This is a genomic window from Thermoanaerobaculia bacterium (assembly GCA_035593605.1).
GTDB lineage: Bacteria > Acidobacteriota > Thermoanaerobaculia > UBA2201 > DAOSWS01 > DAOSWS01.
The window spans coordinates 16,984-43,726 of record DAOSWS010000027.1; the positions used below are offsets into that span (position 1 = coordinate 16,984).

20 protein-coding genes and 1 pseudogene are annotated in these 26,743 nt (G+C 54.7%); 13 read left to right on the plus strand and 8 right to left on the minus strand.

Translation table 11 applies throughout. From position 1 onward, the window contains the following. The first annotated feature begins 5 nt into the window (after nt 1-5). From PLD04_12470 to dapF, 5 genes are read left to right on the plus strand one after another with little or no spacing between them, the layout of a single operon-like run. Nucleotides 6-1,334, plus strand: a complete 1,329-nt coding sequence (locus PLD04_12470) for a phosphoglucosamine mutase (protein HXK69145.1) — start codon at nt 6-8, stop codon at nt 1,332-1,334. Between the two features lie 9 nt (nt 1,335-1,343). Beyond that, entirely contained in the window at nt 1,344-1,889 is a 546-nt protein-coding gene (hslV, locus tag PLD04_12475) for an ATP-dependent protease subunit HslV (protein HXK69146.1), read from the plus strand. Continuing rightward, nucleotides 1,879-3,174, plus strand: a complete 1,296-nt coding sequence (gene hslU, locus PLD04_12480; protein HXK69147.1) for an ATP-dependent protease ATPase subunit HslU — start codon at nt 1,879-1,881, stop codon at nt 3,172-3,174. Before hslV ends, hslU begins: the two co-directional genes overlap by 11 nt. Further along, nucleotides 3,119-4,135 carry a hypothetical protein gene (locus PLD04_12485; protein ID HXK69148.1) on the plus strand — a complete coding sequence of 339 codons (1,017 nt, stop codon included), beginning with the start codon at nt 3,119-3,121 and terminating at the stop codon, nt 4,133-4,135. Before hslU ends, PLD04_12485 begins: the two co-directional genes overlap by 56 nt. Beyond that, a complete protein-coding gene (dapF, locus tag PLD04_12490; GenBank protein ID HXK69149.1) occupies nt 4,128-4,964 on the plus strand; it encodes a diaminopimelate epimerase in 837 nt (278 codons plus the stop codon). The genes PLD04_12485 and dapF overlap by 8 nt, the downstream gene beginning before the upstream one ends. Nucleotides 4,965-4,966: 2 nt before the next feature. Here the strand turns inward: dapF and PLD04_12495 are convergent, their stop codons facing one another. Together PLD04_12495 and PLD04_12500 are read right to left on the minus strand one after the other, a co-directional pair. Continuing rightward, on the minus strand, nt 4,967-5,929 hold the full coding sequence (locus PLD04_12495) for a glycosyltransferase family 2 protein (protein HXK69150.1): 963 nt from the start codon (nt 5,927-5,929) through the stop codon (nt 4,967-4,969). Beyond that, complete coding sequence (locus PLD04_12500) at nt 5,926-7,635, minus strand: hypothetical protein (protein ID HXK69151.1); 1,710 nt, start codon at nt 7,633-7,635, stop codon at nt 5,926-5,928. Before PLD04_12500 ends, PLD04_12495 begins: the two co-directional genes overlap by 4 nt. 185 nt (nt 7,636-7,820) lie before the next feature. Between PLD04_12500 and PLD04_12505 the strand changes: the two genes are divergently transcribed. Genes PLD04_12505 through PLD04_12530 form a run of 6 tightly spaced genes read left to right on the plus strand, consistent with a single transcriptional unit; the run spans nt 7,821 to nt 13,121 of the window. After that, entirely contained in the window at nt 7,821-8,993 is a 1,173-nt protein-coding gene (locus PLD04_12505; protein ID HXK69152.1) for a hypothetical protein, read from the plus strand. After that, nucleotides 8,990-10,201 carry a CinA family nicotinamide mononucleotide deamidase-related protein gene (locus PLD04_12510; protein HXK69153.1) on the plus strand — a complete coding sequence of 404 codons (1,212 nt, stop codon included), beginning with the start codon at nt 8,990-8,992 and terminating at the stop codon, nt 10,199-10,201. The genes PLD04_12505 and PLD04_12510 overlap by 4 nt, the downstream gene beginning before the upstream one ends. After that, on the plus strand, nt 10,198-10,764 hold the full coding sequence (thpR, locus tag PLD04_12515; protein HXK69154.1) for an RNA 2',3'-cyclic phosphodiesterase: 567 nt from the start codon (nt 10,198-10,200) through the stop codon (nt 10,762-10,764). The genes PLD04_12510 and thpR overlap by 4 nt, the downstream gene beginning before the upstream one ends. Further along, nucleotides 10,757-11,359 carry a glycerol-3-phosphate 1-O-acyltransferase PlsY gene (gene plsY / locus PLD04_12520; protein HXK69155.1) on the plus strand — a complete coding sequence of 201 codons (603 nt, stop codon included), beginning with the start codon at nt 10,757-10,759 and terminating at the stop codon, nt 11,357-11,359. The genes thpR and plsY overlap by 8 nt, the downstream gene beginning before the upstream one ends. Continuing rightward, nucleotides 11,356-12,351: an NAD(P)H-dependent glycerol-3-phosphate dehydrogenase gene (locus tag PLD04_12525; GenBank protein ID HXK69156.1), complete on the plus strand. Its 996-nt coding sequence runs from the start codon at nt 11,356-11,358 to the stop codon at nt 12,349-12,351. Before plsY ends, PLD04_12525 begins: the two co-directional genes overlap by 4 nt. After that, a complete protein-coding gene (locus PLD04_12530; protein ID HXK69157.1) occupies nt 12,348-13,121 on the plus strand; it encodes a capsular biosynthesis protein in 774 nt (257 codons plus the stop codon). Before PLD04_12525 ends, PLD04_12530 begins: the two co-directional genes overlap by 4 nt. Before the next feature lie 9 nt (nt 13,122-13,130). On the opposite strand, the gene PLD04_12535 is transcribed toward PLD04_12530, so the two are convergent. From PLD04_12535 to PLD04_12545, 3 genes and pseudogenes are all read right to left on the minus strand, one after another. Further along, nucleotides 13,131-14,417 (minus strand): acetyl-CoA hydrolase/transferase C-terminal domain-containing protein, encoded by a 1,287-nt coding sequence (locus PLD04_12535; protein ID HXK69158.1) that lies wholly within the window; start codon nt 14,415-14,417, stop codon nt 13,131-13,133. 120 nt (nt 14,418-14,537) lie between these two features. Beyond that, nucleotides 14,538-14,879, minus strand: a pseudogene (locus PLD04_12540) (response regulator). A gap of 67 nt (nt 14,880-14,946) precedes the next feature. After that, a complete protein-coding gene (locus PLD04_12545) occupies nt 14,947-16,782 on the minus strand; it encodes a hypothetical protein (protein ID HXK69159.1) in 1,836 nt (611 codons plus the stop codon). Between the two features lie 82 nt (nt 16,783-16,864). Between PLD04_12545 and thrS the strand changes: the two genes are divergently transcribed. Beyond that, nucleotides 16,865-18,781 (plus strand): threonine--tRNA ligase, encoded by a 1,917-nt coding sequence (gene thrS / locus PLD04_12550; protein ID HXK69160.1) that lies wholly within the window; start codon nt 16,865-16,867, stop codon nt 18,779-18,781. Nucleotides 18,782-18,835: 54 nt separating this feature from the next. Next, nucleotides 18,836-19,918 (plus strand): alcohol dehydrogenase catalytic domain-containing protein, encoded by a 1,083-nt coding sequence (locus PLD04_12555; protein HXK69161.1) that lies wholly within the window; start codon nt 18,836-18,838, stop codon nt 19,916-19,918. A 134-nt stretch (nt 19,919-20,052) separates the two neighbouring features. Here the strand turns inward: PLD04_12555 and PLD04_12560 are convergent, their stop codons facing one another. The 3 genes from PLD04_12560 to PLD04_12570 all read right to left on the minus strand — a co-directional run bounded on the left by PLD04_12560 (nt 20,053) and on the right by PLD04_12570 (nt 25,063). Beyond that, entirely contained in the window at nt 20,053-21,993 is a 1,941-nt protein-coding gene (locus tag PLD04_12560; protein ID HXK69162.1) for a hypothetical protein, read from the minus strand. A gap of 10 nt (nt 21,994-22,003) precedes the next feature. Then, the gene (locus tag PLD04_12565; GenBank protein HXK69163.1) at nt 22,004-22,864 is read right to left on the minus strand and encodes a cytochrome c3 family protein; all 861 of its coding nucleotides are present in this window, start codon (nt 22,862-22,864) and stop codon (nt 22,004-22,006) included. A gap of 159 nt (nt 22,865-23,023) precedes the next feature. Then, a complete protein-coding gene (locus PLD04_12570; GenBank protein ID HXK69164.1) occupies nt 23,024-25,063 on the minus strand; it encodes an OmcA/MtrC family decaheme c-type cytochrome in 2,040 nt (679 codons plus the stop codon). Between the last annotated feature and the right edge of the window lie 1,680 nt (nt 25,064-26,743).

The following is a 26,743-nucleotide window of genomic DNA, read 5'->3' on the forward strand; positions in this document are numbered from 1 at the left end:
GACACATGGAACGCCTTTTTGGTACCGATGGTATTCGCGCTCGAGCGGGACTTTATCCTCTCGATCCACGCACGGTATTTGTCCTGGGCCGAAGTATTGGCAGATTTTTTGGACAGGGATCCAATATTTTGATTGGTATGGATACAAGGGAAAGCGGGCCGGATATCGCGGCACAGCTGGCTCTGGGCCTTGATGAAACCGGCTGTGTGGTTCACTTTGGCGGCGTCCTGCCCACTCCCGCCGTCGCCGCTCTGACCGCATCCCACCCCGAGTTGAACGGGGGTGTCGTAATTTCAGCATCCCATAATCCCTATATGGATAATGGCATCAAAGTCTTTCGTGACGATGGAACGAAACTCACCGATGACGAAGAAGATGTGATTGAAGATTTTATCCGTGTTGACACCTCATCGGGTTCCACCCGAACAGTGGATCTGGACCCGGAAGAGAAATTCCAGAAACATTACATCGAACGCCTGCTCCAATCCGTCACACCCTTCCCCGCCACTCGTCCCTTAACGATCGTCGTTGACAGTGCCCACGGGGCTGCAACCCGCGCCGTGAAGGAAGTTTTTTCCCACCTTCCCCTTGACTTAATCCATATCGGCCATACTCCTAACGGGACCAACATTAATCATGGTGTGGGAAGTCAACACCCGGAGCTTTGCCGGAAAATGGTCCTGGAAACCGGCGCGGCCGCAGGGATCTGCCTGGACGGGGATGGGGACCGTCTGATTCTGATCGATGAAATGGGAAACATTTTGACCGGGGACCATCTTCTCTATGCCATCGCCCTCGATCTTTACCGATCCGGACAACTGCCCGGAAACCGTATCGTGGCGACAGTCATGAGCAATGGTGGTCTGATCCGCGCCCTCGACGACCATGGAATCTCTGTAGCCTCCTGCCCCGTCGGAGACCGCTATGTATGGAAGGCCATGATGGAAGAAAACATTTACCTGGGAGGCGAACAATCGGGGCATATCATTAACCGGCACTGGTCCACTTCTGGAGACGGCCTTCTGAACGGACTTCAAGTTCTCCATGCCCTGGCCCAGGAGGGAAAAACCCTTTCCCAGCTGGCTCCGATCCCAATTTTTCCACAGACTTTGAAATCCTTCACCTGCTCCGTAAAACGGGAACTGGAAACGATCCCGGGATACCTCGAGCTCCATGCCCGTCTGATCGGTCACCTGGCTCCCGGCGGCAGAATCCTGGTTCGTTATTCGGGTACCGAACCGAAAGTACGCATCATGGTGGAAGGAGAAGACCCGGAGGGTGTTACTGAAGTTACTGAAGAGTTGGAACAATTTCTGAAAACAAGCCTCTCCTGAGGAGTATCTATGAAATCTGCCCGCAGCACCACGATTCTCTGTCTACGCCATAACGGTACGACCGTCATGGCCAGTGACGGCCAGGTAACGATTGGACAAACCATCGTAAAGCACCAGGCAACAAAAATCAGACGTCTGTGGAATGGGAAGGTCCTTGCCGGCTTTGCCGGGAGTGCGGCGGATGCCCTTGCTCTCCTCTCCCGGTTTGACATCAAGCTTCAGGAATACCATGGCAATTTTGAACGCGCCGTGGTTGAGCTTGCGAAGGATTGGCGAACCGATAAGGTCCTCCGACAGCTCCAGGCCATGATGATCGTGACCGATTCTCAGAAGTCGTTTGTCGTCTCAGGTTCGGGGGATGTAATCCAGCCCGATGACGGCATCCTGGCCATCGGCAGTGGAGGTCCCTATGCCCTGGCAGCAGCCAAAGCCCTGATTTCCCACAGTTCTCTGGATGCCGAAAGCATTGCCCGGGAAGCCATGACGATCGCATCCTCCATCTGTATTTACACAAACAGCCATCTTTCTATCGAGGTTATTTCCAATGGAGCCTGAACACCTGACTCCAAAAGAAATTGTATCGATCCTCGATCAGTATATTATCGGTCAGCGGGACGCAAAGCGTGCCGTGGCCATCGCCCTGCGGAATCGCTGGAGGCGTCAGCAGCTTCCCGAAGAGAGTGCAGAAGAAATCCTGCCAAAAAACATCATTATGATCGGCCCCACGGGCGTTGGGAAGACGGAGATTGCACGACGTCTCGCAAGGATTTCCGACGCACCCTTTATCAAGGTGGAGGCATCCAAGTTTACCGAAGTCGGATACGTAGGAAGGGATGTTGAATCGATCGTACGGGATCTGGTGGATGAGGCCATCAAGATCATCAAGGAACGGGAAATTCGAAATGTCCGGGAGCGAGCAAAGACCGAAGTAGTCCGACAGATGCTTCCCCGACTGGTACCTGGCATGGATGAAGAGTCTTTCAGCCGAATGCTGTGGAATGGGGATTTTGACGATCGGGACATCGAAGTCGAAGTTGAGGAGAAACAGTTTCCAAAGATGGAGATCTTTACTCCCCAGGGGATTCAGGATATGGATCTCCAGGTACAGGATATGTTTTCAGGACTCTTTGGAGGAAAAAAGCGTCGAAAGACCCTTCGAGTGGCGGAAGCACGGAACCTGCTCCTGGAGCAGAAGGAAAATGCTCTGGTTGATATGGGAAGCGTGGCTCAGTCCGCGATTTCTCTTGCCGAACAGTCCGGTATTGTTTTTGTGGATGAAATTGATAAAATCGCCGGCCGCTCCATGGGGCAGGGCCCGGATGTTTCCCGTGAAGGCGTCCAACGGGATCTTCTTCCCATTGTTGAGGGAACCGTCGTTCGAACACGGTACGGAATGGTACGGACTGATCACATTCTCTTTGTGGCAGCGGGGGCCTTTCATGTTGCCCGTCCTTCGGATCTCATCCCTGAGCTTCAGGGGCGATTTCCAATTCGTGTCGAGCTGAAGAGCCTTTCCAAGGAAGATTTCATTCGAATCCTTACCGAGCCAAAGCATGCCCTGATCAAACAGTATAAGGCCCTTCTGGAGACGGAAGGGGTCCAACTGTCTTTCTCAGATTGTGCCATTTCGGCCATTGCGGCACTTTCGGAGCAGGTAAACGATAAAACTGAAAATATTGGCGCAAGAAGGCTCCACACGATTCTGGAGAGGCTGTTAGAGGAAGTTTCTTTCCATGCTCCGGATATGCAGGGAGTTTCAGTCACCATTGATGAGAATTACGTGCATGATCACCTTAAAGACATTGTTCAGGACAGCGACCTTTCTCGCTATATGTTGTAGCGTCTTTCTTTCCTGCGGGAAAGAGGGACCTCCCCGACCGAAGCTCTACGATCTTCCCGCTTCGGTCTCTTTGGATGCACTTCAGGTCGGGCCGGCAATCAGGCTGACCATACCCTTCCCCTCCCGGCGGGTAAGTGGCGCTCCGTTAGAATCGTTCGAGAGCGTCGAGTGTTATGCCCTGCGACTCCCTCTGAAAGACCCCAGGCTCCCCGCAGCCCCGCCCATATCAGCCGTAGTGACGAGCGGGAATCTGGTACTTTCTCTCCCCTATGAATCCTGTCAGTCTTTCCATGTCGAGAACCTGTTGATCATAAAAATCGACCTGTCGTCCTGGCTGGCAGAGAGCGCAATCGGGGGAGTCTTTATCAGCGTGGTGATTCGAGACGATCTGGGAAAGCGGTCGGCTCCCTCAGAAATCAAGGGCATCCTGACCGCGATTCCACCGGATCCTCCATCTACCGTTTCTGCTGAAAGCTCACCCGATGGTGTTCACCTGTTCTGGGACCCCTCTGAATGCAGCGTAATGGGAATCGAAAAACTGGAGCCGACACGGTCGTTTCTCGGTGTAATCCGGGACACAACCGAATTTTTCGATCAACAGGTTCAGAATGGAGAAACCTGTCGTTACGGGATTCATTGCATGGGTGATATCGACGGAGTATGGAGTTCTCCTTCAGAAGTAGCAATTACCTATATCGATCGCTTCCCTCCTCCGCCGGTTGAAGATCTGGTGGTTTCTCCCCTCAGGGGAAGAATGCGGGTCTCCTGGAGTCCCCAAAAAACTGCGGCGGGATACAAAATATATTCTCGATGCGGGCAGGAAGAACCATGGACTCTTGTCAGAGAGACTCAGGATCGATTCGTCGAACTGGATCCGTCCTCCTGTAATATTGCCGTTTCCGCAGTGGATGCAGTTGGAAACGAAAGCCCAAAGGTCACGGGGATATCAGCTAATGAGTGACATCGAAATCACAAAGATGTCCGCGGCAGGAAATGACTTCATTCTTCTGGATACTCAAAAGTATTCTCTCCCTGATCCTCCGGAGAGCTTCATCCGGCGCATCTGCTCCCGACGGTTATCCATCGGTGCCGACGGATTCCTCACACTTGACCGCAGCAAGCTTGCTCATATTAAAGTCACGTACTTCAACAGTGATGGGTCGAGGGCGAATCTCTGCCTCAATGGGACACGCTGTGCGGCAATGTACGCCTTTCGGAATGTTCTGGCGCCCAGAAAGATGAAAATCGAAACTGAAGCCGGGACATTCCGTGCGGAAATTATTCAGGGCGGAGTCCGGGTACAGCTGCCTCCCTCCGCCAGGAAAATAACCCACCTTGATCTGGACCTGGACGGAAAACCCTGGCCCGGATTTCTCGTGGACGTCGGCGTGCCCCACCTTATCCTGCTTGCAGGAGAAGACCTGTCGAGCATCGATTTTGTTCCCCTTGCCCGAATGCTTCGTTACCATCCCCTTCTGGAACCTGAAGGAGCCAATGTCAGCATGGTCCACATTGTGGACGAAAATCTCGTTCGCATACGAACCTATGAACGGGGCATTGAAGATGAGATGCTTTCCTGCAGTTCAGGTTCGTGGGCTGCCGTCCTGGCTCTGCTTCTAAGCGGGTCCCGACTCTGCTCACCGGTTCAGATTCTTCCCCAGTGCCTCATCCCCCTTAACTTTTCATTTGAATGGAGAAAGGGAAACCTTGAATCCATGGAACTATCCGGTGAGGCAAGGTTTATTTTTCAGGCCAGGATCCAGCCGGAAGCATGGTCATGGGGTGCCTGATCTCAGGTCTTGACCTCTTTTCCTTTGCCGGATTGAGAAGCCTGTTCAATTAACCTACCCCGGATATCTTCCAGAAGGCGCCGATTGATGGTAATCAGATCCGCAAGAATTCCTATCAGACCAATCTGGATGCCTACAATAACCAGAACCGCTCCAAGGATCAGGCTCTGGATATGTCCCTGGCCGAACCCGAGGACAAAAAGGTAGAGAAATCTGGCAAAAAGCATCAACCCTGCCGCCACGAAAATGGATGCAGCCAGAACAAAGACGCGAAGAGGTCGATAGAGAGTGAAGATTCGAACCACGGTCATTCCGGCTTTCACAATATAGGAAGCCATGGAGGTGTAAAGTCGGGAGGGCCGAACAGGCGGACGGGTTTCGATGGGGACGCTGGTTGTGCGGATCCCATGGATCCCCGCCTGAATGATTGTCTCCAGGGTGTACGTATAGGATGAGAAAACCATGAGTTTCATGGCGGCTTTCCGGGAATAGGCCCGGAAACCCGTTGCCGCATCGTTCATCCGGATTCCGGAGGCCAGACGGACGACCATACTTCCAATCCGCTGAAAGAGACGTTTGACCGGGGAAAAATGAGGATTGGCCGCCACACCCCTGTCTCCCAGAACCATGTCCGCTGTTCCGGAAAGAATTGGCACGGTGAGAGCGGGGATATCCTCTGCCCGGTACTGTCCGTCGGCGTCAAAATTCACGATGCAGTCCGCACCCCGCTGCAGGGCTTCATCCAGACCGCGCGCAAATGTTCTTGCCAGTCCGGCATGAAATCCCATGGAGATGACCTTCACACCTTCTCCCCTGGCAATTTCCGCCGTAGCATCTGTGGATCCGTCATCGATTACGATCACATCAAGCTCGTCAAACCCATCCACACTGGCAGGCAAGCTTCGGAGCGTCTCTGCAAGTATGCCCTCTTCATTAAATGCGGGGACCATGACGATTAACTTCATGGAGCGGTCTCCATTAGATTTTCCAGTTCTGTAACCTTGTCTGGATATAGAAGGTGGATATCCGTCTGGCAGGACGGATCACGGTTGCGGTCATAAAGTTCAAAGGTTTTTCCCTTCAAATTACGAATCCCGATAAAAGAAGGCGTATAGATTGACTGGATGACGGTATCCTGGCGTCGGGCCGAAGCCGTCCAGAATTCCTGAGCTTCCTTAATGAGAAGAGAAGAGGACAATCCAGAAGATTCCCTGATGTCCACCCGCAGCCAGGTCATGAGCGTGGGCAGGGCGCGACAGACAAGGATATCCTCATCCCCTCCCAGGCTTTCCGGATCGTGTGTCGTAAAGAGAATCATGGGAACGTGAAGCATTTCCGGGTAGAGAGAGGGAAAAATGCCGAATCGCTGATGCTCAAAACGCTGGATTCCCCTCAGACCGATGGCCATAACCTGGGTTTGGGGGAAAAACTCGCCACTCTGAAGCGTGGAAAGAAGTTTTCGAATCGCATGCCCCACCTTACCGGCATGATCCCGGGTACGGTCAATTAAATATTTCTTTCGATCAGCCGGGATAAACTCTTCATCGGGTGGGCAGGAAAACAACGTGGAAGGGGGCTCGGAGAAGGCGACCCAGATAAAAAAGGGTTCTTTGACAGAATTCAGAACCCGAATGGCTTTATCGGCTGTGGCATCCGGAGTCTCTCTATCGACGATCCGGGACCAGGATGTTCTCAATAAAGGTGAAACTAGTATCACGAGAGGCCGGAAGGAGAGTAGAGAGCGGAATGAGTCCATCGAAAAACCGGGCCGATGCACGGCATGAAAACCTTTCAGCACATCCTGAAATTCACTCTGGTACAGCATGGGGACAACTGCCTGTTTATCAAACTTATCGTCAATTTCTTGACTCAGAGAACGATCTTCCCTCACCATCAAAATGGAAGAAAGGGATTTCAAAAGATCAGGCGACTGCGTGAACGCGTTGGGATACTGAAGGGCTTTCATGTTGCCGACGCTTTCGAGTTGAAGCATTTCGGGAGAAATCCCATCCACCGTAATGAGCAGAACACTGCGGTGATTGGTCTGCAGGCGCGGAGGCCAGTGAGGCACATCGAACCAGATCCCAAGTAAGATCAGAATGAACGTGAGATATCGCATCCTGCGGCCGGTCGAGGAAAGTGTGTGGATCTTTCCTCCAAACCCCATAAGTAAGAGAGAGGTTCCCGTACAGAGGATGATCCCGACCCACCGGATCGAGGAAGGCAGCGGTGAAAAGAGAACGGTGATGCCCAGGCTGATCAGTAGGGTGACCAGATGGCGGCTGGTCTCCGGAACATATTCCTTCTCTTCATATGATCCCTGCCCCAGGGCTTTCAAAACCAGAAGAAAGACGAGAATCCCTCCACAGCCCCACATGACCATTGAAAGGTCTAATTCCGGAAAGGAAATTCCTTGTCCCCGGTCTGCAAAAAGTAGTTTAACGTACCCATACAGGAGAACCGAGGCCATGGGCAGACCTCTGTGGATTCTGAAAAAAAAGGCCAGCAGCAGGCGATAAAGAAAAATCGTGATCGAGAGGATCAGGAGGGTTTTTAAAAAGTAAACAAGGGTACTTTCAGCCTGAATCTCACCGGACCGGAAAAATTCGGCCATATTGGCAAGAGCCAGAAGCAAGCTTAACGGGTAGAGGTAGGGAAGATTCCGTTCCACCGGATCAGTGTAGCCCAAGTGTCACCGGGGGGCAACCGGCACGGGATTTTTCCTCACCTCCTTTCATGCCGTCCCTTGCGAATAGACCTGCATTTCTCTTAATGGAGGAGGTCGGAGAAAAACCGGGGAATACACGGTCACAGCATAAAGTATGTGAGAGATGCGGGTTAGGGTACAATGAAGCTGTGGCACGTAATATCGTTCTACCCGGGCCCCATCCCAGGCTGAAACCTCGCCGGCAAAAGGGAAAACGTATGATTCCCGGGACAGCCGTCACCATGGATGATCATCTTTTTGAGATTGTCTCTGCCCGTTCAGAGGAAGGAAATCATATTTACAGTCTTGAACCCTGGCCCGAAGGTCAGGATATGAATCATCACGTTACCTGGACCAAAGAGAAAGAAGAGCTCTTTCGAATGGAATGTCTCTTTTCATCCCGGGATACCCAACCTCCGCATCTGCTGCTTGCATCCCTGGTTTTGATCGGATTCCTTCCGGCGGAAATGCAGCGGAAACTCTCTGAATCGTGGGAATTCGAACCCTCCAGGGCGACCCTGTATTCATCCATCCTGCAATTCTTCCTGTCCCTTCCCTTTTTCGTATATGAAACTCTGCTTCATGTCACGGGTAACTCGATTATGCCTGTCTGGTTATGGCTTACAACAGGTTACCTCGCTCTGGAATCAGGGTTCCGGGCCGGGGGTGCCCTGTTTCTGGATGAACCGACGGGAACCCTCTTCCTCTCCTTCCTGGGATGGAACCGGAATAAGGACTCCAGGGAGGATCTTTACGGAGATCTCGTTTCGGCTCGCGAAAACGAGTTATGGATTACCTCCCATTTTCCAAAGAACCATCTCGAACGGGCCGGGATAATTCGTCTGGAGGATCGCTATTACCGCTTTCTGGAAAAGAAGACTCTCCGTTTTTCCACCATATACCACTTCATCGGAACGATTCGAGATGAAGATGCACCCGAACTCTCTTTAGAAGATGAACGAAAACGGAATCGTGCTGCGGACCGTACCTATGTCCTGTCTCCCCTGTGGGGTTTTCTTCCCTGCGACTGGCAGATTAAATTTGCGTCTCTGGGTCTTTATCGGCCTTTACGCTTTACTCTCTTCTCCATTCTCTGCATTCTCTTCCTCGCCATACCGGCCATGATCCTGGATCTGGCTCAGTGGGCTCTCAAGGGACCTACCGTGACAACACTCATTCGGCTTCCGGTTGCTCTATTTTTTGTTCAGGAAAGTGTGATGCGGATTACCCATCTGATCAAGGATAAAAAACCCTCCGGAAGTCTTCCGGGGTTACTTCTGATTCCCCTGGCAAAACGACTCTTCTCCGGGATCGTTCCATGAGGGCAGCCATTGTCATCGTGGGGTCCGAAATGCTCACCCCATGGAAACAGGATACGAACTCCCTCTACCTGACTGAGGTGTTGAATCAGCATGGAGTCGAGGTGACAACAAAAATTATCCTCGGGGATGAGGAAGATGAACTATCAGCCGCCCTCGCCTTTCTTGCGAAACACAACGAACTGATCCTGTTATCGGGAGGACTGGGGCCGACCAGAGACGATGTAACCCGTGAGGCCACGGCCTGCTTTCTCAAGGTACCGCTGATCCATTTCCCGGAATTGCTGATGGAAATCCAGGCGTTTTTCGCCGCACGCGGAAGAGACTTTCCTGAAATTGCGAAGAAACAAAGCATGATTCCAGAGGGAGCCGAACCACTGCACAACCAGGCGGGAACGGCTCCGGGGTTTGTATATCAGGGAAAAACCTTTTCGATCTGGGCCTTTCCCGGTGTTCCCCAGGAGCTTCGCCACATGGTCCAGGCCTCCCTGATTCCGGCCCTCAAGAAACTGGCCCTGCCCGCGGTTCACACCCTTCACATGGCACTCAGCGGGAAACCTGAATCCGAGTGCGAATTAATTCTGGAACCCTATTACAGGAAGTACGGCAGAGATGGATTTACGATCCTGTCCGGGGGAGGAAAGATTGAATTGATTGTGAAAACAACGGATCCGGACACTCTTCGAGAACGCAAAGAGCTGCTTTCCGAACTCTTCTCCGATGATCTCTATACCGATCGGGGAGAGACGATGGAGGCCGTTGTCATTCGTCTTTTGATTGAACGAAGAGAGACTCTTGCCGTGGCGGAATCCTGCACGGGAGGACTGCTGGCAAAGCGTCTTACGGATGTTCCCGGGGCGTCGGCCGTCTTTATGGGAGGCATGGTGGCCTACGACAACAGCATCAAAATCGAACAACTGTCTATCCCTCCTTCCCTCATTGAGAAACATGGAGCCGTCAGTCAGGCCGTTGCCGAGGAAATGGCCCGTTCGGCAAGAACAACCTTCTCCTCTCATTATGGAATCGGCATCACCGGAATTGCCGGACCCACAGGATACACAGAGGATAAACCCCTGGGAACGGTTCACATTGCCGTAAGCGCCCGGGATCAGACCATCCATCGAAAATTTCGCTTTCCCGGGGATCGGGATCGGGTTCGGACCTTCGCGGTTCAATCCTCACTGGACATGCTGAGGCGGATTCTTACGTGAGGAGCTTTCTGGCTTTTTCCGTAGATTCAAAGACCCGTACCCTCGTAGCCGATCATATCAGCTCAAGAAAAGGTGAATTCCGGGGAATCAGCTGGGTTCCATCCCGGAACCTTCATATCACGGTCAAATTTCTGGGAGAAATCGATGACCTGACCTGTAAATCCGTGGAAAACTGTCTCCAGGAGTCGGCGCCGCTTCTATCTCCCTTTTCCCTTACACCTGAAGGCGGAGGATGTTTTCCCGATCCGGGAAGGGCACGGGTTCTCTTCATCGCGTATTCCCTGGATGAACCGGTGATGAAATGGATTCATCGTCTGCATACGTCCCTTGTATCTCTTGGATTTCCGAAGGAAAACCGGCCCTTCACAGCCCACCTTACCCTTGGAAGGGTCCGCCGGCCGGTTCCGGAGCGACAGATCCATCGGTTCCTCGAGGAGACGGATCAACTTTCTCTTCCGAAGTTTGAAGTTCAAAATATTCTTATGATGGAGAGCAGGCTTGATCCCGGGGGTGCCATCTACTCTGTTCATCGAACTTTTTCCTTAGGAGGCGGCCATGCCTGAAGCCTGGTGGTATGTGCTCGTGGCTTACTTGCTGGGGAGTATTCCCTTCGGGTACCTTCTCACCTTTGTGATTTCGCGGGAAGATATTCGAAGCCACGGAAGCGGAAATATTGGAGCAACCAATGTTTCGCGGAAGCTTGGTCTTGCGGGCGGACTGGCTACGCTTGCGCTCGATGCGGGGAAGGGAGCTCTGGCCGTATGGATCCCGATTCATTTTTCAGGCCATCCCCTTCTGATCGGTGCTTCAGTCTTCGCCGTGGTTGCCGGCCATTGTTATCCGATCTTTCTTGCCTTTAAGGGCGGAAAGGGAGTGGCTACAGCTGCAGGAGCCTTTATTGTCCTTGCTCCCCTTCCGACGCTCCTGGCAGCTCTGGTCCTGGTCATTACCGTGTTAATCAAACGATATGTATCCCTCGGGTCCTGTGTTGGAGCCGCAGTTCTCCCGATTCTCATGGCCCTTCTGAATCCACCCCATCGATGGGTACTCCTCTTCACCGTGCTCACAGCCTGTCTCATCATCTATCGGCACCGGGAGAACATCCAGCGAATCCAGGATGGCACGGAACGCCGTTTTCCTGAAAGGAAGAAACCATGAAGGTTACGATAATCGGTGCCGGGTCCTGGGGAACCGCCATGTCCATCTACATGGCCTCCTGTGGACATGAAATCCATCTATGGGCATATGAAGAAGGCCTGGCAGATACAATTAACCATCACCATGTTAATCCCCTCTACCTGGACGGATTTCCCATCCCGGACAACGTGACCGCAACCGATGACGTAATGGAAGCCCTGAAGCAGGAAGGTGTGATCTTTCTGGCCATTCCATCCCAGTTCATTCGAAGAACGCTAAAGGATGTCGCCTCTTCATATCAGGGCCAGCCCCTCGTCTGCCTGAGCAAGGGTATCGAACAGGGCACCCTGTCTCTTATGTCCGAGGTTTTAACCGATATCCTTGGAACCGGCCTTCCCCTGCTCGCCCTTTCTGGACCGACCTTTGCAAGGGAGGTAGCCGGCGGACTTCCGGCAGCGGCCGTCCTGGCCTCGACAGATCTGCAACTCTGCGGAAAGCTGCAGGAAGCATTCTCTTCGGAAAAATTCAGATTCTACCGATCTGATGATCTTATCGGCGTCGAACTGGCCGGTGCGCTGAAGAATGTGATTGCCCTGGCAGCAGGTGTCGTGGACGGATACAAACTGGGCCTGAATGCGGCAGCGGCTCTCATGACGCGGGGCTTGCATGAGATTACCCGTCTGGGTGTGGAGCTGGGAGGCAGACGGGAAACCTTTGCAGGACTGGCAGGCATGGGAGATTTGATCCTTACCTGCACCGGCCATCTGTCTCGAAATCGTACGGTAGGAGTCCGTCTTGGAAAGGGTGAAACTCTTGAGGACATCCTGGGTTCCATGAACATGGTGGCGGAAGGCGTGGCCACAACAGCATCCACCTTTGAGCTGGCCCGATCGCGCGGTGTAGAGATGCCCCTGACCGAATCGGTGTATGACCTTCTTTACTCGGGGATTCCTCCGGGGGACATTGTGCTGAGGCTGATGACCCGCAACCTGAAGCGGGAGGATGTCCTTTGATTGATCTTCACTGCCATATCCTTCCCGGCGTGGATGACGGAGCGTCATCCTGGAAGGAATCTCTTTCCATGGCTCTTATGGCTGAGGATGACGGAATCGAAGCGATCTTCGCCACCCCCCATGCCAATCCCAGCTACCATAATGTATCGGCCGGGACCGTGGATCAGCTTGTCCAGGAACTCAACACAGCCATTCAGAAGGAAGGGCGAACCATCCAGGTTTACACAGGACATGACGCCCATCTGGTCCCTGAACTCCTGGACCGGCTTCGCAGTGGAGAGATTCACACCCTGAATTCAAGCCGTTATTTTCTGCTGGAACCTCCGGAACATTTCAGGATCTCGGAAATGCAGGAAGCGATCTTTGGATTCATGGCTCACGGGTTTGTTCCCATCATCACCCACCCGGAGCGTGTCGGCGCCTTTCTCCGGAATCCTGAATTTCTTTACCGCCTCGTAGAACAGGGGGCACTGGTCCAGATCACGGCGGGAAGTGTCACCGGATATTTTGGAGAATCGATCCGACACTACTCGGAATCCATCTTGAAAGAGGGACTGGGGCACATTCTGGCCTCCGACGCCCATAGCCCCCGCCACAGGCCGCCAATTCTTTCCCAGGCCTGCAATGTAATTTCTTCCTGGGGGGTTGACGCTCATCCAATGGTTTCCGGGCGTCCCCGGGCGGTTCTTTCCGATGAGGAGATTGATATTCCTTCCCCGGCAAAGCCTTCACGGCCAGGGTTATTTCAGCGACTCTTTAAGCGAATGTAAGAAAAGGGACTACCAGACCCTGCGCCGCTTCGCCTCTTCCGTCAGCTCATCCCTGAAATTGGGGTGTGCAATCTCAATCATCGCCCTGGCACGTTCATGGAGGCTCTTTCCATGAAGATTGGCAATCCCGAATTCGGTCACAAGAAAGTGAATGTCCGCTCGTGTGGTAACGACACCCGCACCGGGCTTCAGCATGGGAACGATCCGGGTCACCGTATCATTTTTCGTGGTTGACGGAAGAGCGATAATCGGTTTACCACCCTTGGCATTCGCGGCACCGCGGATGAAATCGACCTGCCCGCCGAAGCCGCTGTAGATCTTGATTCCCATGGAATCTGAACAGACCTGGCCCGTGATATCCACCTCGACGGCAGAATTGATGGCTGTCATGTTGTCATTCTGGGCAATCACAAACGGATTATTGGTATAACTGACTGGATGCAATTCGATCAGAGGGTTCTGGTGGACAAAATCGTAAAGTTTTCGTGTTCCATAGGTGAATGTGGCAATAATCTTGTTTTTATGCAGCGATTTTTTCCGGTTCGTGATGATCCCCTTATCCACGGCACCGATAAGTCCGTCCGAGACCATCTCTGTGTGGACACCCAGGTCGCGCTTTCCGTCAAGGTACTTTAAAACGGCATCGGGAATACCGCCGATTCCCATCTGAAGCGTTGCCCCGTCTTCGATAAGCGAGGCAACATGGTATCCGATCTTCTGTTCCACCTCCGTGGCGGACCGGGGGTGAAGCTCAAGGATATCTTCGGAAACCTCGACAATCTTGTCAAACCTGGACACATGAACAAAGTTGTCTCCCAGGATGTAAGGCATCTTTTCATTTACCTGCGCAATGACTTTTGTGGCGGCCTCGCAGGCCGAGAGGGAAGCCAGACCCTCAACGCCCAGAGAGACGAACCCGTGATTATCGGGCGGGCTGACGTGAACAATAGCAACATCCAGGGGAATGATGCCCGTGGAGTAGAGCGCAGGAATTTCATACAGAAACACCGGCACATATTCAGAGAGACCTTCCTGAACGGACTTTCGATCTGCAGGCCCGACAAAGAGGGAGAGATGGTGGAAGGGGCTTCCCGGCTCATCTACCTTGAGAATATCCTCCCCTGCAAGGAGAACATGGACCAGTTTGAGGTAGGTAAAATCGTCTTTTCGAGCCGCCAGAGCTCTTTCCATAGCCAGAGGAGTCGCTGCATTGGCCGACATATAGACCGTCTGCTTATCCTTGATAATGGTAACAGCCTCTTCGGCTGAGCAGAGTTTTCGCCGATAGTGGTGCATCCAGGCCGGCTCACGGGTTTCCTCCTTTGCATCTTCCCGCTGAATGACCCGGGAGGGTCGGACCTCGGTTGAGTCCCTTCGCTGCTCGATTTCCCTGGCAGCTCGATCGACCGCATCCTTCAGTTCCTTGGGAGTAAAGGGCTTGGTCAGGTAATGGAAGGCTCCTTCCTGCATAAGGGTCACGGCATCCTTGAGATCAGGATATCCGGTCACCAGGATAACAAGAAGTTTTGGATTGACTTTCAGAGCTTCCTTCATCAGGGTAATTCCGCTCATCTCAGCCATTTTGATGTCTGAGATTAAAATCTGATAATCCCCCTCACCAATTCCTGTGAGCGCCCGCGTAGGCTCCGGACAGGTATCCACCTCATAGTCGGCTCCCAGAATTTTCTTGCAACTGTCGAGGATTGCCTCTTCGTCATCCACGACAAGGACCCTGATTTTAGACTTCAGGTCATTCATGATCTTCCCCCCAAATCAAGTTATCGCTCTATCATACGCCAAATTGTGAAATATGTCACATCTTAGACTAGAATGGCAATTCTCCCAGGGAAGATTCACGGCCTTCCGCAAGGATGGACACAAGGGCCTGCTTGAAGTAGTCGGTATGGTTCCGAACTTCTGCAGGAATACGTTCTTTGAAGAGCTGATAGGATCGATCGATATCCTCTTTTAAGAGTTCATAAATCGTATTATGCTCCCTCCCCTGTTTCACCCTGGCTTCGTTATAGAGTTTAATTTCGGAAATAAGGAGGCGTGCAAAGCGGCGGGCTTCGTCATGCTTGCGGGCATCATCCTCGCTCATTCCCTCAGCTTTGGCCACCATTTCAAATCCAAAACCCACCCGTTCCCGCTTAAATCCTGGAGGCGGTTTGACTTCGGTCGATCCCTTGACGGCAGGTTCCTCCGCCGGCTCTTCTCGGACAGGAGCCGGTGGTGGAGCCGGGGCGGGTGCGGGTGGAGGAGCCGGTTCTTCGACAACCGGAGCGGACCACTCCGTGGTGGGCGGTGTTTCTTCCACCTGCCATGTCTGATCCGCTACTGGAACATGGGGAGGTTCTTCGACTTCGTAGGTGGTCTCTTCCTGGTAGGCAGGCTCCTCGGCAGGATAGTCTTCCGCGGCCGGTTCATCTGGAGGAGCGACCCATGGCTCTTCTGCCGTGGCCGGTTCCTCGGGAGGAGCCGTCCATTCTTCTTCCGCGGGGGTCGGTACCTCCGGTGGAGCCGCCCATTCTTCCGCCGCAGGAGCTGGCTCTTCCGATTCATAGGTAACTTCTTCAACTTCCATCTCTTCCGAAGCGGGAGGCTCAGAGACCTCTTCTGGTTCCGGTGCAGGTCTATGTACGGGAGCAGAAGGTTCCTGCGCGGATGCCTTCGCTGTACCCAGGGTTTTTCGACGGAGCTCTTCGAGCTCCTGCATGGCCTTCACATCCAGCCGTTGTGTCGCTTCGGAGACGGAAGGCTCCGGAACTACTGCCGGAGGGGGTTCCGGAGCTTCCGGTTCAGGGGCCGGCTCTGCTATCTCCTCTGCCTCTTCAACAGCGGCTTCAGCAACCGCTTCCTCGGGCGCGGGAACGGGTTCAGCAGGAGGAACAGCCGTAGGTTTGGATGCACGCTCTTTTTGAAGGGTCAGGTTTTCCGGTGAAGTAAGGGAGGGAGAGGGCACGATTTCCCTCTGACCGAGAAGCAGGATCGCACTGGAGGTAATGAAGGTGAGTATTTCAATCACGTGGGGATGAAGATCGGCATCTCCCGAAAGCGTATCGGCGTAGAGGGCGGCAGCGACCTTGTCCTTGATCACGACGGGAACGATGATGACGGCACTGGGCCTCGGTCCCTCCAGCTGATTTACGACGATATCATCTCCCGAAGGGTTATAGTACAGAGTCTTTCTCTCCTGCTGGATCCTGAAAAACGGGCTTCCTTCTCCCAGAGGAAAGGTCAGGGATTTGATGCGATTGTCATCACCGCCCAGGCGGGTAAATCCGGCTCCCCGCCATCCAACGGCCTGTCCGCCTTTCAGGATAAAAAGTGCAGCACGGGAGGCGTATCGGGTAACGCCGGAAAGCAGGCTGGAAAGGACCTCAACCTGGTTTTGACCGCTGTCGATGTCGATACAGGCCCGTTTCAGAGCTTCAATGTTAAAGTTATCCGCAACTGGTTCTTTTGGCGCGTTCGCCGAAACCAGTTCATTGATTTCAGCAACCAGCTGATCCAGATTAACATCAAGAGTGGGAGGGGGGGGCATCTTGTCCAGCTGTTGTCGAATTGTTGTAAGAACCACCTCGCATTGCCCCGTATATTCATTTACGCCATCTTCCATCTTTTCCTTGAAAACTGCAAGGAGTTTCTTAATGTTTTCCATGGCGTCATTATGCCAGACCAGATGAAATTGTCAACCGGCAGTGGTATGATGTGTAGATATTTTTTCACAGGAGGCCTTGACCATGGCAAACATCACGGTCAGGCTGTTCGATGGACAATCTAAAGAAGTACCAGAAAAGACACCGGCCAGCCAAATCTTTGAACATCCAGAAGATATTATCGCCGTAAAGATTGACGGAAAGCTGTGTGACGCTTACATCCCCCTGGTGCAGGCATGCATGGTGGAACCCGTTACACTGGCAAGTGAGGAAGCCGTTGAATTACTCCGGCATTCCTGTGCACACCTGCTTGCTCACGCAGTTCTTCATCTCTACGGAGATGTGGAGTTCGCCATCGGTCCGACGATCGAAGACGGGTTCTACTATGATTTCGATCTTGATCACACCTTCACGCCCGAGGATTTGTCCGGGATCGAAAAGGAGATGGCCCGGATCGCTTCAGAGAAGATCCCCATCCGACGGATGGACACAACGAAAGAAGGAGCCCGGGAAATCATGGAGAAGCAGAGAGCCAGGTTCAAGCTCGAACTTCTCGATGAAGTGCCGGAAGGCGATCCGATCAGCTTCTATGAACAATCCGACTTCATTGACTGGTGCCGCGGGCCCCATCTTCCCAACACGGGTTTTCTAAAGCATTTCAAGCTTCTCAATGTGGCGGGAGCATACTGGAGAGGCGACGAACGCCGGGAGATGCTTCAAAGAATTTACGGAACCGCCTGGCGTACGAAGGAAGAACTGAAGGAATACCTTCGATTTCTTGAGGAAGCAAAAAAACGGGATCATAAGAAGCTGGGGAAACAGCTCAAACTATGGAGTTTCCACCAGGAAGGCCCCGGTTTTCCCTTCTATCACCCCCATGGAGTTCATCTCTATGACACGGTGGTCAACCACTGCAAAAAGAAACACGACGACCGGGGATACGTTCAGGTCAAGGCTCCGTTGATCCTCTCGGAATCCCTATGGCATCAGTCCGGCCACTGGGACCATTACAAGTCGAACATGTACTTCACCGGAATTGACGAAAATCCCTACGCTGTCAAACCGATGAACTGCCCGGGCCACATCCTGATGTACCGGGAAGATCTCCATTCTTACAGGGAGTTTCCCATTAAGACCCTGGAGTACGGTCAGGTCCACCGCCACGAAAAATCGGGCGTTCTCTCCGGCCTGCTCCGGGTCCGCAGCTTCACGATCGACGATGCCCATATCTTCTGCACCTACGACCAAATCCAGGACTCGATCGTGGACGTCATTGAGCTCCTGACTGAAATTTACCGGGATTTTGGATTCGAAGACTATTTCGTGGGTCTCTCCACCCGCCCCCCCGACTCCATTGGAACAGACGAGATGTGGGAAAAGGCGGAAAATGCCCTCGAAGGCGCCCTGAAGGAGATGAAGATTCCCTTTCAGATCAACAGGGGAGATGGCGCCTTTTACGGCCCGAAGATCGACTTCACCATCCGGGATGCCATCAAACGGGAATGGCAGTGCGGCACCATTCAGCTGGACTTTTCCATGCCCGAACGATTCGATCTTGAATATGTCGCTGAAAACGGATCCCGCCAGAGGCCGGCCATGGTCCATCGCGCCATTCTTGGCTCCGTGGAGCGATTTCTCGCCATTTTAACCGAACACTATGCGGGAAACTTTCCCCTCTGGCTCTCCCCCCGCCAGGTGGCGGTGCTGCCGGTCAGTGAAGAAAAGTTTGGAGGCTACGCCCGCCAGGTCATGGACCGCCTGAAATCTGAAGGATTCAGGGTGGAAGCCGATCTCAGAGACGAGAGCCTGGGGAAGAAGATACGTGAAGCAGCCCAGCTGAAATATAACTATCTCCTGATTGTGGGAGAAAAGGAAGTGGAGGGAGGCGGCGTGGCCGTGCGTCTCCGTTCCGGGGAAGACCGCGGTCTGATGACCCTCGATGACCTGATTGCAAACCTGCACAGGGAACGAAACGAGCGTCTTCCCGGACCGGCCATGTAAGACAGGAAAATGGCAGTTCTGTTATGAAATGGGAATGAAACCAAGGAGGAAACCATGATTGCCGTCGTCAAAGTCAAAGAGGCTCCAGGAAGGGAAGGCACAGAGATTCGAGACGTACCCAAACCGGAACCCGGGAAGGGGGAGGCCCTGATCCGGGTCGCCGCCACGTCGATCTGCGGAACCGATCGGCACATCTACAACTGGGATCCCACCATGGCGAACACCGTCCGACCCCCGCTCACCTACGGCCATGAATTCTGCGGGTACATCGAGGCCTTCGGGCCCGACACCTACCATACCAAGGTCAGGGAAGGCGATTACGTCTCCGCAGAGATGCACGTCGTCTGCGGGTACTGCCACCAGTGCAGGACGGGTCAGGGCCACATCTGTGCGAACACCCGGATCCTGGGCCTCCATGGAAACGGCTGTTTCGCGGAATACGTGACTGTTCCCGTCGAGAACATCGTCACGCTGGACCCCTCTATCCCCTACCACATTGCCTCCTTCCTGGATGCCCTGGGCAACGCGGTCCACACGATCCAGCCCGTCAACGTGGTGGGTAAAGACGTCCTGGTGGCGGGGTACGGGCCCATCGGAGGCATGGCGGTATCCCTGGCTCACTACCTGGGTGCGCGAAAGATCATTGTCACCGACGTCGTTCCCTTTGCCCTGGATCACGCATCCCGCTGGGCGGAGGAGAAGGGTCTCGGCGACCGATTCCTTTCCCTGAATGCCATGGAACTGAGTTACGAAAGGCAGCGCGAAGCCATCCTGGATCTCTGCCCCCACGGGATAGATGTCCTTCTGGAAATGAGCGGAGCCGCCAGTGCGATCAACCTCGGCCTCGAAGTCATGAAAAAGGGCGGAGAAGCCTCTCTGCTGGGAATCCCCGGGAAGGAAGAGATGACCCTCACGCACTATTCCCGTGATGTCATCTTCAAGGGAATTACGCTCCACGCCATCATCGGCCGCAGGATGTACGATACGTGGTTCACGATGATCAAGCTCCTCCACTCCGGGCTCGATGTGGAACACGTTGTCTCCAGGGTCTACGACACCCTGGAAGACTTTCATGAGGGGATGGATCTCTTCAACCGGCACGAAGCCCTGAAGGTCGTCTTTCAGCTGAAGCACTGACCCTTTTAATCAGGAATGATCGAAAACCCGGGCCGGCTTTTGCCGGCCCTCTTTCTTTCTCAACTTCTCTGTCCAAAGAAAAGCGCGGGCGACCGGTAAGATCGCCCGCGCGGGTAAACGTGAAGCGGCTCGGATCAGTAGTGGAAGCGGAAGAAGAGTCCGTACCGCTCAGATTCGAAATCAGCCGCGCTCAGGAAGTCCTCCGAGTAATCGTAGGTTTCGACTTCCAGTGCCGCCGAAATCTGGCTGGACAGTTCCAGCGTGCAGCGGGCAAAGATCCGGTCAAACTCGAGAAGGAGACTTCCATCGTTCTCGAAGGTCGAGTAGCCCGCCCGCAGACCGAAGCGTCCCGAATGAAGATCGACTGATCCTTCCAGGAGCGTCCCCTCGTCGTTGAAGAGCGAAGTGGACAGATCGAAGGTGTAGGGATCCCGGAACGGAATCGTCGATTCCGTCTCGTAGGAGTCCCACGTCAGGTGGAAGGACAGGAAGTCCGATGGCGTGATTCCCAGATCGACGGCATAGTGATCGGTATCGGCTTCATAGCCCACGTCCGTGGACGAATTGTCCGAACTGATCGTCTCCACCGTACCCAGGACTTCAAAGTATTTCAGGAAGGGCATCTGCAGGCGGAAACGCAGACGGTCCCGATCGGTAAAATTGGTCCGCACGATGATGTCGTCCGTGCTCTCCGTCTGCCAGTCCACCATGAACTTCCCCTTGCCCAGATCGGCCGAGGTCCCGAAGAAGTACTTCGAGACTTCCCGGTCAAACTGACCCGACTGGTGTGTCTGCACCACGATCTCGGCCACGTCTTCCGTGAGGTCCAGATCCGTGGACGTGATCGATCCGCCGGCCCAGAACCGGAAGATTCCGACCTTCCCGAAGTTCAGCCGAAGGTCCAGGACGTCGTCGTCCCGTTCCATCGAGTTATTCATCTCCGCCAGGGTCAGAATGTCCCCGGTGTCGATCCCGCCGAAGGTCATCGTGTCCAGATAGAGGCTGGATACCAGCGACCATCCGGTCAGCTCCCGGTGGCGGGAGGTGTAGCCCAGGTCCAGGCTCACCTTTTCTCCCAGGTCCACGGCAAACGAAAGGTCGCCGCGCCAGGAGGGATTGTCCGTGTTCGAAACCACCGTGTCCGTCAGTCCTTCGAAGAAACGGTAGATCCGATAGGAGACCAGGCTCCCCGAAAGCATGTCCGCCAGCACCGTGTCTGACTCGGCGTCGGCCCGGACATAGGAAGCTTTCATCCTTACCCGATCCCCGAGGGGACCGGTGAGGCGGAAGGTCGTAACCGGCGTGTCCACTTCGGTCCTGGATACACGGCTGATGCTGGTTGCCGTCGGATCCACGCCCAGGTAGACGTAATCGTTGTTGCCCGATCCCGCGCCAGCCGCCAGTTCGGCGTGCTCCGTTCCTTCGAAGCTCCGCCACCCCTGGATCAGCGTTCCGGCAAACTTGCCTAACGCAAAGTTGACGCCCACGTAGTATTCCTCTTCCGTCTCTTCCAGATCGGAACGCAGGCGGAATTCGTCCTGACCCTCGTAAAAGGTCGTCTGACGCGGTCCGTCATACTGGTTCCGGATGTATCCGAAGATCGGAGAGAATTTCTTCCCCGGCATCAGCTCCACTTCGAAGCTGATCGTCTCCCGGTCCCGTTCCCAGGTGTGCTGACCCGGAACAATTCCATTTTCCAGGAAGGGGTTCGCATACGCGGGAAGGGCGCTGAAGGATTCAAACCGATTGAAATTCAGGTGCAGACGGTAGGTGTCGCCCAGCCCCGTGTCGAGGCGCAGGTGGCCGTAAGGGTTTCCCCCGAAGCCCGATGCGTCGATCGTCAGGCGGTCGAAGAGCTTCGTGCCTTCCGGGTTCAACACCCGAAGGCTGAAGTCCCGGATCACAAAACCGTCATCCTGGTTGAGTTGTGTACGGTACATGTCCTCGTTACCCGTAACGTCCACCACCTGGTACCCGATCTCCAGGTCCATCGTGGTTGACTGGCCAAAGGCCTGAGGCGATACGAGCACGGCCAGGACTAAAACCAAACATCCAATCATGTGGCGCTTGTGCATGGATCTCCTCCTATCTGAACAGCGTGGGCGAGGTGTTCGACCCATGGATGGCCACGTGACACACGGTGCAATTCCGGTACCGCGGATTGCTCAGCTCGTGAATCGAAGGCGGCATGGAGCCCAGCGTCCCGGCCGTGATGGGGCTGTGACATTCCAGGCACAGCTGGTCCACCCGCGATCGGGTCAGAGCCATCGGGCTGGTCGACCCGTGAGCTTCGTGACAGCTCATACAGTCGCCCGCCGTGTCGCCTACGTGGGGATACGTGAAGGGACCCCGCTTCTCGGCGTGGCACGTAACGCAGGGTCCCTGACCCGATCGGTCCAGAACCAGACTCTTCGCGCCTGCGCCGGTGTGGGGGTTATGACAGGATACACAGTTCATCACATCGCCTTCCAGACGGTGCCCGTAAGGCTTCCGGAACGACGAGGCTTCGGCGATGTGACAGGTGGAGCACAGCTTGTCCGCGCACATGCCCAGAAGGCTCGTGCTCTCGGCGGCCGCTCCATGAATCGAGTGACAGTCCATGCAGAAAATCTCAGCTTCCGCGTGGACGCTCGTCACTCCCGTAGCGTTCAGCATGTTGGTGTCGTGACAGGTCAGACAGGCCGACTGGCCGTCCTTGCCTGCGGGTATCGAAATGAGGGAGGGATCCCCCTCCTCCATGTGTGCGGTGCCGTCGCCGTGACAGTCCTGGCAACCCGGCGTTCCGCGAAGCGTCAGCCCGTGCACGGTCTTGGCGAGTGCCCCGGCGAGATCTTCATGGCAGGCCATACAGGCCTCATCATCTCCTCCGTCTCCCGCCCAGGCAAACCCGACCGCAACCAGCACGAGAAGCGCTGCAACGCTGATACAGCGGATCAGATCTTTCATCTCTACCTACCTTTCTTCATTCGCGGAATCTCCATGCCTCCCCCAACAAAAAACAGGCGGATCCCCGACCTCTCTAAAACAGGTCGGGGTCCGCACAATGCATTCGTTCGGTTCGGCACACAATCCCACGGGTGAATTCGCGTTTCGCGATGGCCTGGGCTAGCGTGCGTGGACTTTTTCGACCGCGTGGTCGCGATCTTCACCGTGACAGGCGGCGCAGGCTTCTCCAAAGGGAGCCGTGTTCACATAGGCGTGGGACGCGGCATCCACAGAACTGTGGCAGGAGAGACAGGCGGCTGCGGCCGGCTGCATCGGGGTGTAGTAGTCACGGGGCGTCGGCGTGGGAAGCACACCCTCGGGCAGAGGCACGTTGTACGTGCCGTCCTCGTGGCAGGCTTCACAGTACCGGCGGTCGCCGGGGTATCCAACGTGGTTGTAGTTGTTTTCACTGCCGCCGTGACCGTAGATCGTGAAGTCGTTTTCCAGCTCGAGGCCGGTGTGGATCCGGTGGATCATCCACTTGAAGTGGACCGATTCCACGGGAAGCTCTTCTTCCGGTCGAACCGACTCGTCACTCTCGTTCGGGTTATGGCAGATCACGCACTCTTCGATGGCGAAGCGCTGGCCGCCGTGAAGGGCGAGCTGATCGTGGCAGACGTTGCACTTGTCAAGGCTGACCACCTCGCGGCGGGCTTTCACCGCGCGGGACGCGCCCACTTCCACGTTATAGATCGGGTTAAAGGCGCATTCGCGCACCTGGTAGCCGTCCTCCGTGCCATTGTCGATCACGACGAAGCGATAGACATCGGCGGAGAAGGTCCACGTGCCGGCCGCATCTTCGGGAAGCGCGGTGGTGAGGGTGTACATGTACGTATCGCCGCTCATCGTGGCGCCGCTCACGGACTCACGATAGTACTCGGCGTAGTCTACCGTCGGGCCACCCCAGAGGAGGCTGAAACGGTTGAGATCCGCCGGATCAATCAGGGTACCGGCATTGTCGGTGACTCGGAATGTTACCGTCGGAAATCCGCCGGGAACCGCGCCGGTCACGTCCACGATCTCCATGTTCAGCCCTTCCAGCTGGGAGGACTTCACTTCGATCGTGTGTGCGCCCACCACCGAAATATCAAACTCGTGGTCGCCCTGCGGCACGTGGCAGGAGGCGCAGTCGTCGTCGTTAAACTGGGGCAGCGGATGGTTTTCGCCGGTCTCCCAGTTGATGTCGTCGTGGCAGGAGGCACAGGCCGCGCGGTTCGGGCGGGTCATCCAGATGTCACCCTCCGGCGAATCGGGCTTGTGGCAGGCCTGGCAGTTGCGAATGTCCATCGGAAGCACGACTTCGGAGTAATCATGGACCGACTGGTTATGGCCGATGATCTGGTAGGGAGTTCCGGCTTCGACGGAAGGCAGGTTAGCGCCCATGTGGATCTTGTGGATCATGACCTTCATGTCCACCGTGTTCCCCGTGTCGGGGTCCGACGTCTGCGGCTGGTGGCACTGAACGCAGTTTTTGATGTTTTTGCGGGAGCCGCCATGGAGACCCAGGTCGTGGTGGCACGCATTGCAGGTCGCGTTGGCGACGGCGTTCCAGGTCTCGGTCACCGGCTGACCGTCGGGACGGAAGTCGTATTCGATATTCGAATAGTACTGTTTACCGATGATATCGGTAAGGTTGCGGCCGCCGTAAATGGCGATGGTGTGCGTCTTCGTGGCGTCATAGCCTGAGGGCAGTGCCGTCTTGAAGGTGTACGTGGCGCGGCCCATCTCCAGATCGGTCCAGGTGCCGCCACTGTCCGTACCGGCCTGTGTGGCGGTGACACCGGTAATGGGACTCGTGGCGGATCGGGTCGTGTAGGCCGTGTACTGGCGGGCCTGCGCGTCGTACCAGGTCAGGATGAAGCTGGCACTGCAGGTACCGGGGGTTATGTTTCCGGCGCGATCCAGCGGCTGACCCTTGTCGTCCTTGAAGGCCAGTGTCACGACGACCTTGTTGTCGGCGTTGATCGTGACATTCTCGACGATAATGTTGTACCCCGGCCGGATGTAGCCGATTTCCTCATCCGACATGTAGTACTCGACCTGTGTCTTGTTGTAAATCTGGCTCTCCAGAGGAGCCGCGGTGTGGGTCGTCAGGGGGACGACCACGGCAAGTGCCGTAGAGACAAGCATTAAACCCAACTTCAGTGAGAACGAATGCATCTCCTACCCTCCATAAATAGAATTTGTACAGCAATGCCAATGGATACATAATCGGCATTCAATGTGACTTGCTCACATATTCACATTAGTCACATTGTCATATAGCATACAATGACACTAAAACAAAGTCAAATCATTCAAAATGAGCCATTTACGTAAAATGAAAGTCGTTCTCAAAACCCCGGCAACCTGCTCAAAACTCATGGGATGCGAAAAGCACAAATCATCACAACCGGTCACAAGATGCGGGAAATCATGTAGGGTTTTATCATTCGGGGAGAAAATCTCGGCGTGCGGGGGACGTCATTCCATGAAACAGCGAAATAAAACGCGTGTTACAGATCTGCTTCACTCAGAGAGCTTCGGCGTGACAGGTCCGCTACGCTCACAGAGCTTCGGCGGGACAGGCTTGATCCGATCCTGCGCTCCCGAGATGTCTGCGTAACATCTCGGTTGAGCAAAGGATGGCCGAACGCAGCGAGGCCAGCATACCCCAGATAGCCTAACCTGGAGGACAAGGACCCTGAACTGTCTAGATGTGGGTAGAGTTGAGGGAGTGGTTTACCGGAGAAGTTAAGAAAGCGCGCCCGAGAGGATCCGCCTTCGCTCTGGGAGATACAGCGTGACACGTCCGTGACGCTCATAGAGCTTCGGCGGGACAGGCTTGATCCGATCCTGCGCTCCCGAGATGTACGCGAAGCATCTCGGTCGAGCAAAGGATGGCCGAACGCAGCGAGGCCAGCATACCCGAACCCGCATTTCTCATATTCACTACGTGGCGAGGTGGTAAAGATGCCTGGAAATACAAGGAAAACGATGGAAAAATACCGGAGGCGTAGACGGAGCCTACGTCGAGGATTTTTGACTGAGTTTGACGCAGCAGTTACGGGCATATTTGCCGCCGCAGCAGGAGGGAGTGTGAGAAATACGGGTTATATAACTTACCCCGGAGGACAAGGACCCTGAACTGTCACAGTGCGGGTAGAGTTGAGGGAGTGGTTTGCCGGGGAAGTAAAGAAAGCGCGCCCGAGAGGATCCGCCTTCGCTCTGGGAGATACAGCGTGACACGTCCGTGACGCTCATAGAGCTTCGGCGGGACAGGCTTGATCCGATCCTGCGCTCCCGAGATGTACGCGAAGCATCTCGGTCGAGCAAAGGATGGCCGAACGCAGCGAGGCCAGCATACCCCACATAGCCTACCCCGGAGGACAAGGACCCTGAACTGTCCAGATGTGGGTAGAGTTGAGTGAGTGGTTTACCTGGGAAGTACAGAGTGCGCGCCCGAGAGGACTTGAACCGACGCATACCCGCGTAAACCTACCCCGAAGGACAAGGTTCCTAAACTGTCACAGTGTGGGGAAAGTTGAGGGAGTGGTTTACTTGGGAAGTAAAGAAAGCGCGCCCGAGAGGACTTGAACCGCCGCATACCCTAGATAACCTACCCCGGAGGACAAGGACCCTGAACTGTCCAGATGTGGGTAGAGTTGAGGGAGTGGTTTACCTGGGAAGTACAGAGTGCGCGCCCGAGAGGACTTGAACCGACGCATACCCGCGTAAACCTACCCCGAAGGACAAGGTTCCTAAACTGTCACAGTGCGGGTAGAGTTGAGTGAGTGGTTTACTTGGGCTCACGTTTGACAGTTCATTGGGGGTGACACCCCGAAAGTGCAATAACCACGG

What these genes read in the sequence shown, in the direction of transcription:
- PLD04_12470 (HXK69145.1), top strand. Translation starts at nt 6, where the DNA reads ATGGAACGCCTTTTTGGTACCGATGGTATTCGCGCTCGAGCGGGACTT.
- hslV (HXK69146.1), top strand. Translation starts at nt 1,344, where the DNA reads ATGAAATCTGCCCGCAGCACCACGATTCTCTGTCTACGCCATAACGGT.
- hslU (HXK69147.1), top strand. Translation starts at nt 1,879, where the DNA reads ATGGAGCCTGAACACCTGACTCCAAAAGAAATTGTATCGATCCTCGAT.
- PLD04_12485 (HXK69148.1), top strand. Translation starts at nt 3,119, where the DNA reads ATGATCACCTTAAAGACATTGTTCAGGACAGCGACCTTTCTCGCTATA.
- dapF (HXK69149.1), top strand. Translation starts at nt 4,128, where the DNA reads ATGAGTGACATCGAAATCACAAAGATGTCCGCGGCAGGAAATGACTTC.
- PLD04_12495 (HXK69150.1), bottom strand. Translation starts at nt 5,929, where the DNA reads ATGAAGTTAATCGTCATGGTCCCCGCATTTAATGAAGAGGGCATACTT.
- PLD04_12510 (HXK69153.1), top strand. Translation starts at nt 8,990, where the DNA reads ATGAGGGCAGCCATTGTCATCGTGGGGTCCGAAATGCTCACCCCATGG.
- plsY (HXK69155.1), top strand. Translation starts at nt 10,757, where the DNA reads ATGCCTGAAGCCTGGTGGTATGTGCTCGTGGCTTACTTGCTGGGGAGT.
- PLD04_12525 (HXK69156.1), top strand. Translation starts at nt 11,356, where the DNA reads ATGAAGGTTACGATAATCGGTGCCGGGTCCTGGGGAACCGCCATGTCC.
- PLD04_12535 (HXK69158.1), bottom strand. Translation starts at nt 14,417, where the DNA reads ATGCACCACTATCGGCGAAAACTCTGCTCAGCCGAAGAGGCTGTTACC.
- PLD04_12545 (HXK69159.1), bottom strand. Translation starts at nt 16,782, where the DNA reads ATGGAAAACATTAAGAAACTCCTTGCAGTTTTCAAGGAAAAGATGGAA.
- thrS (HXK69160.1), top strand. Translation starts at nt 16,865, where the DNA reads ATGGCAAACATCACGGTCAGGCTGTTCGATGGACAATCTAAAGAAGTA.
- PLD04_12555 (HXK69161.1), top strand. Translation starts at nt 18,836, where the DNA reads ATGATTGCCGTCGTCAAAGTCAAAGAGGCTCCAGGAAGGGAAGGCACA.
- PLD04_12560 (HXK69162.1), bottom strand. Translation starts at nt 21,993, where the DNA reads ATGCACAAGCGCCACATGATTGGATGTTTGGTTTTAGTCCTGGCCGTG.
- PLD04_12565 (HXK69163.1), bottom strand. Translation starts at nt 22,864, where the DNA reads ATGAAAGATCTGATCCGCTGTATCAGCGTTGCAGCGCTTCTCGTGCTG.
- PLD04_12570 (HXK69164.1), bottom strand. Translation starts at nt 25,063, where the DNA reads ATGCATTCGTTCTCACTGAAGTTGGGTTTAATGCTTGTCTCTACGGCA.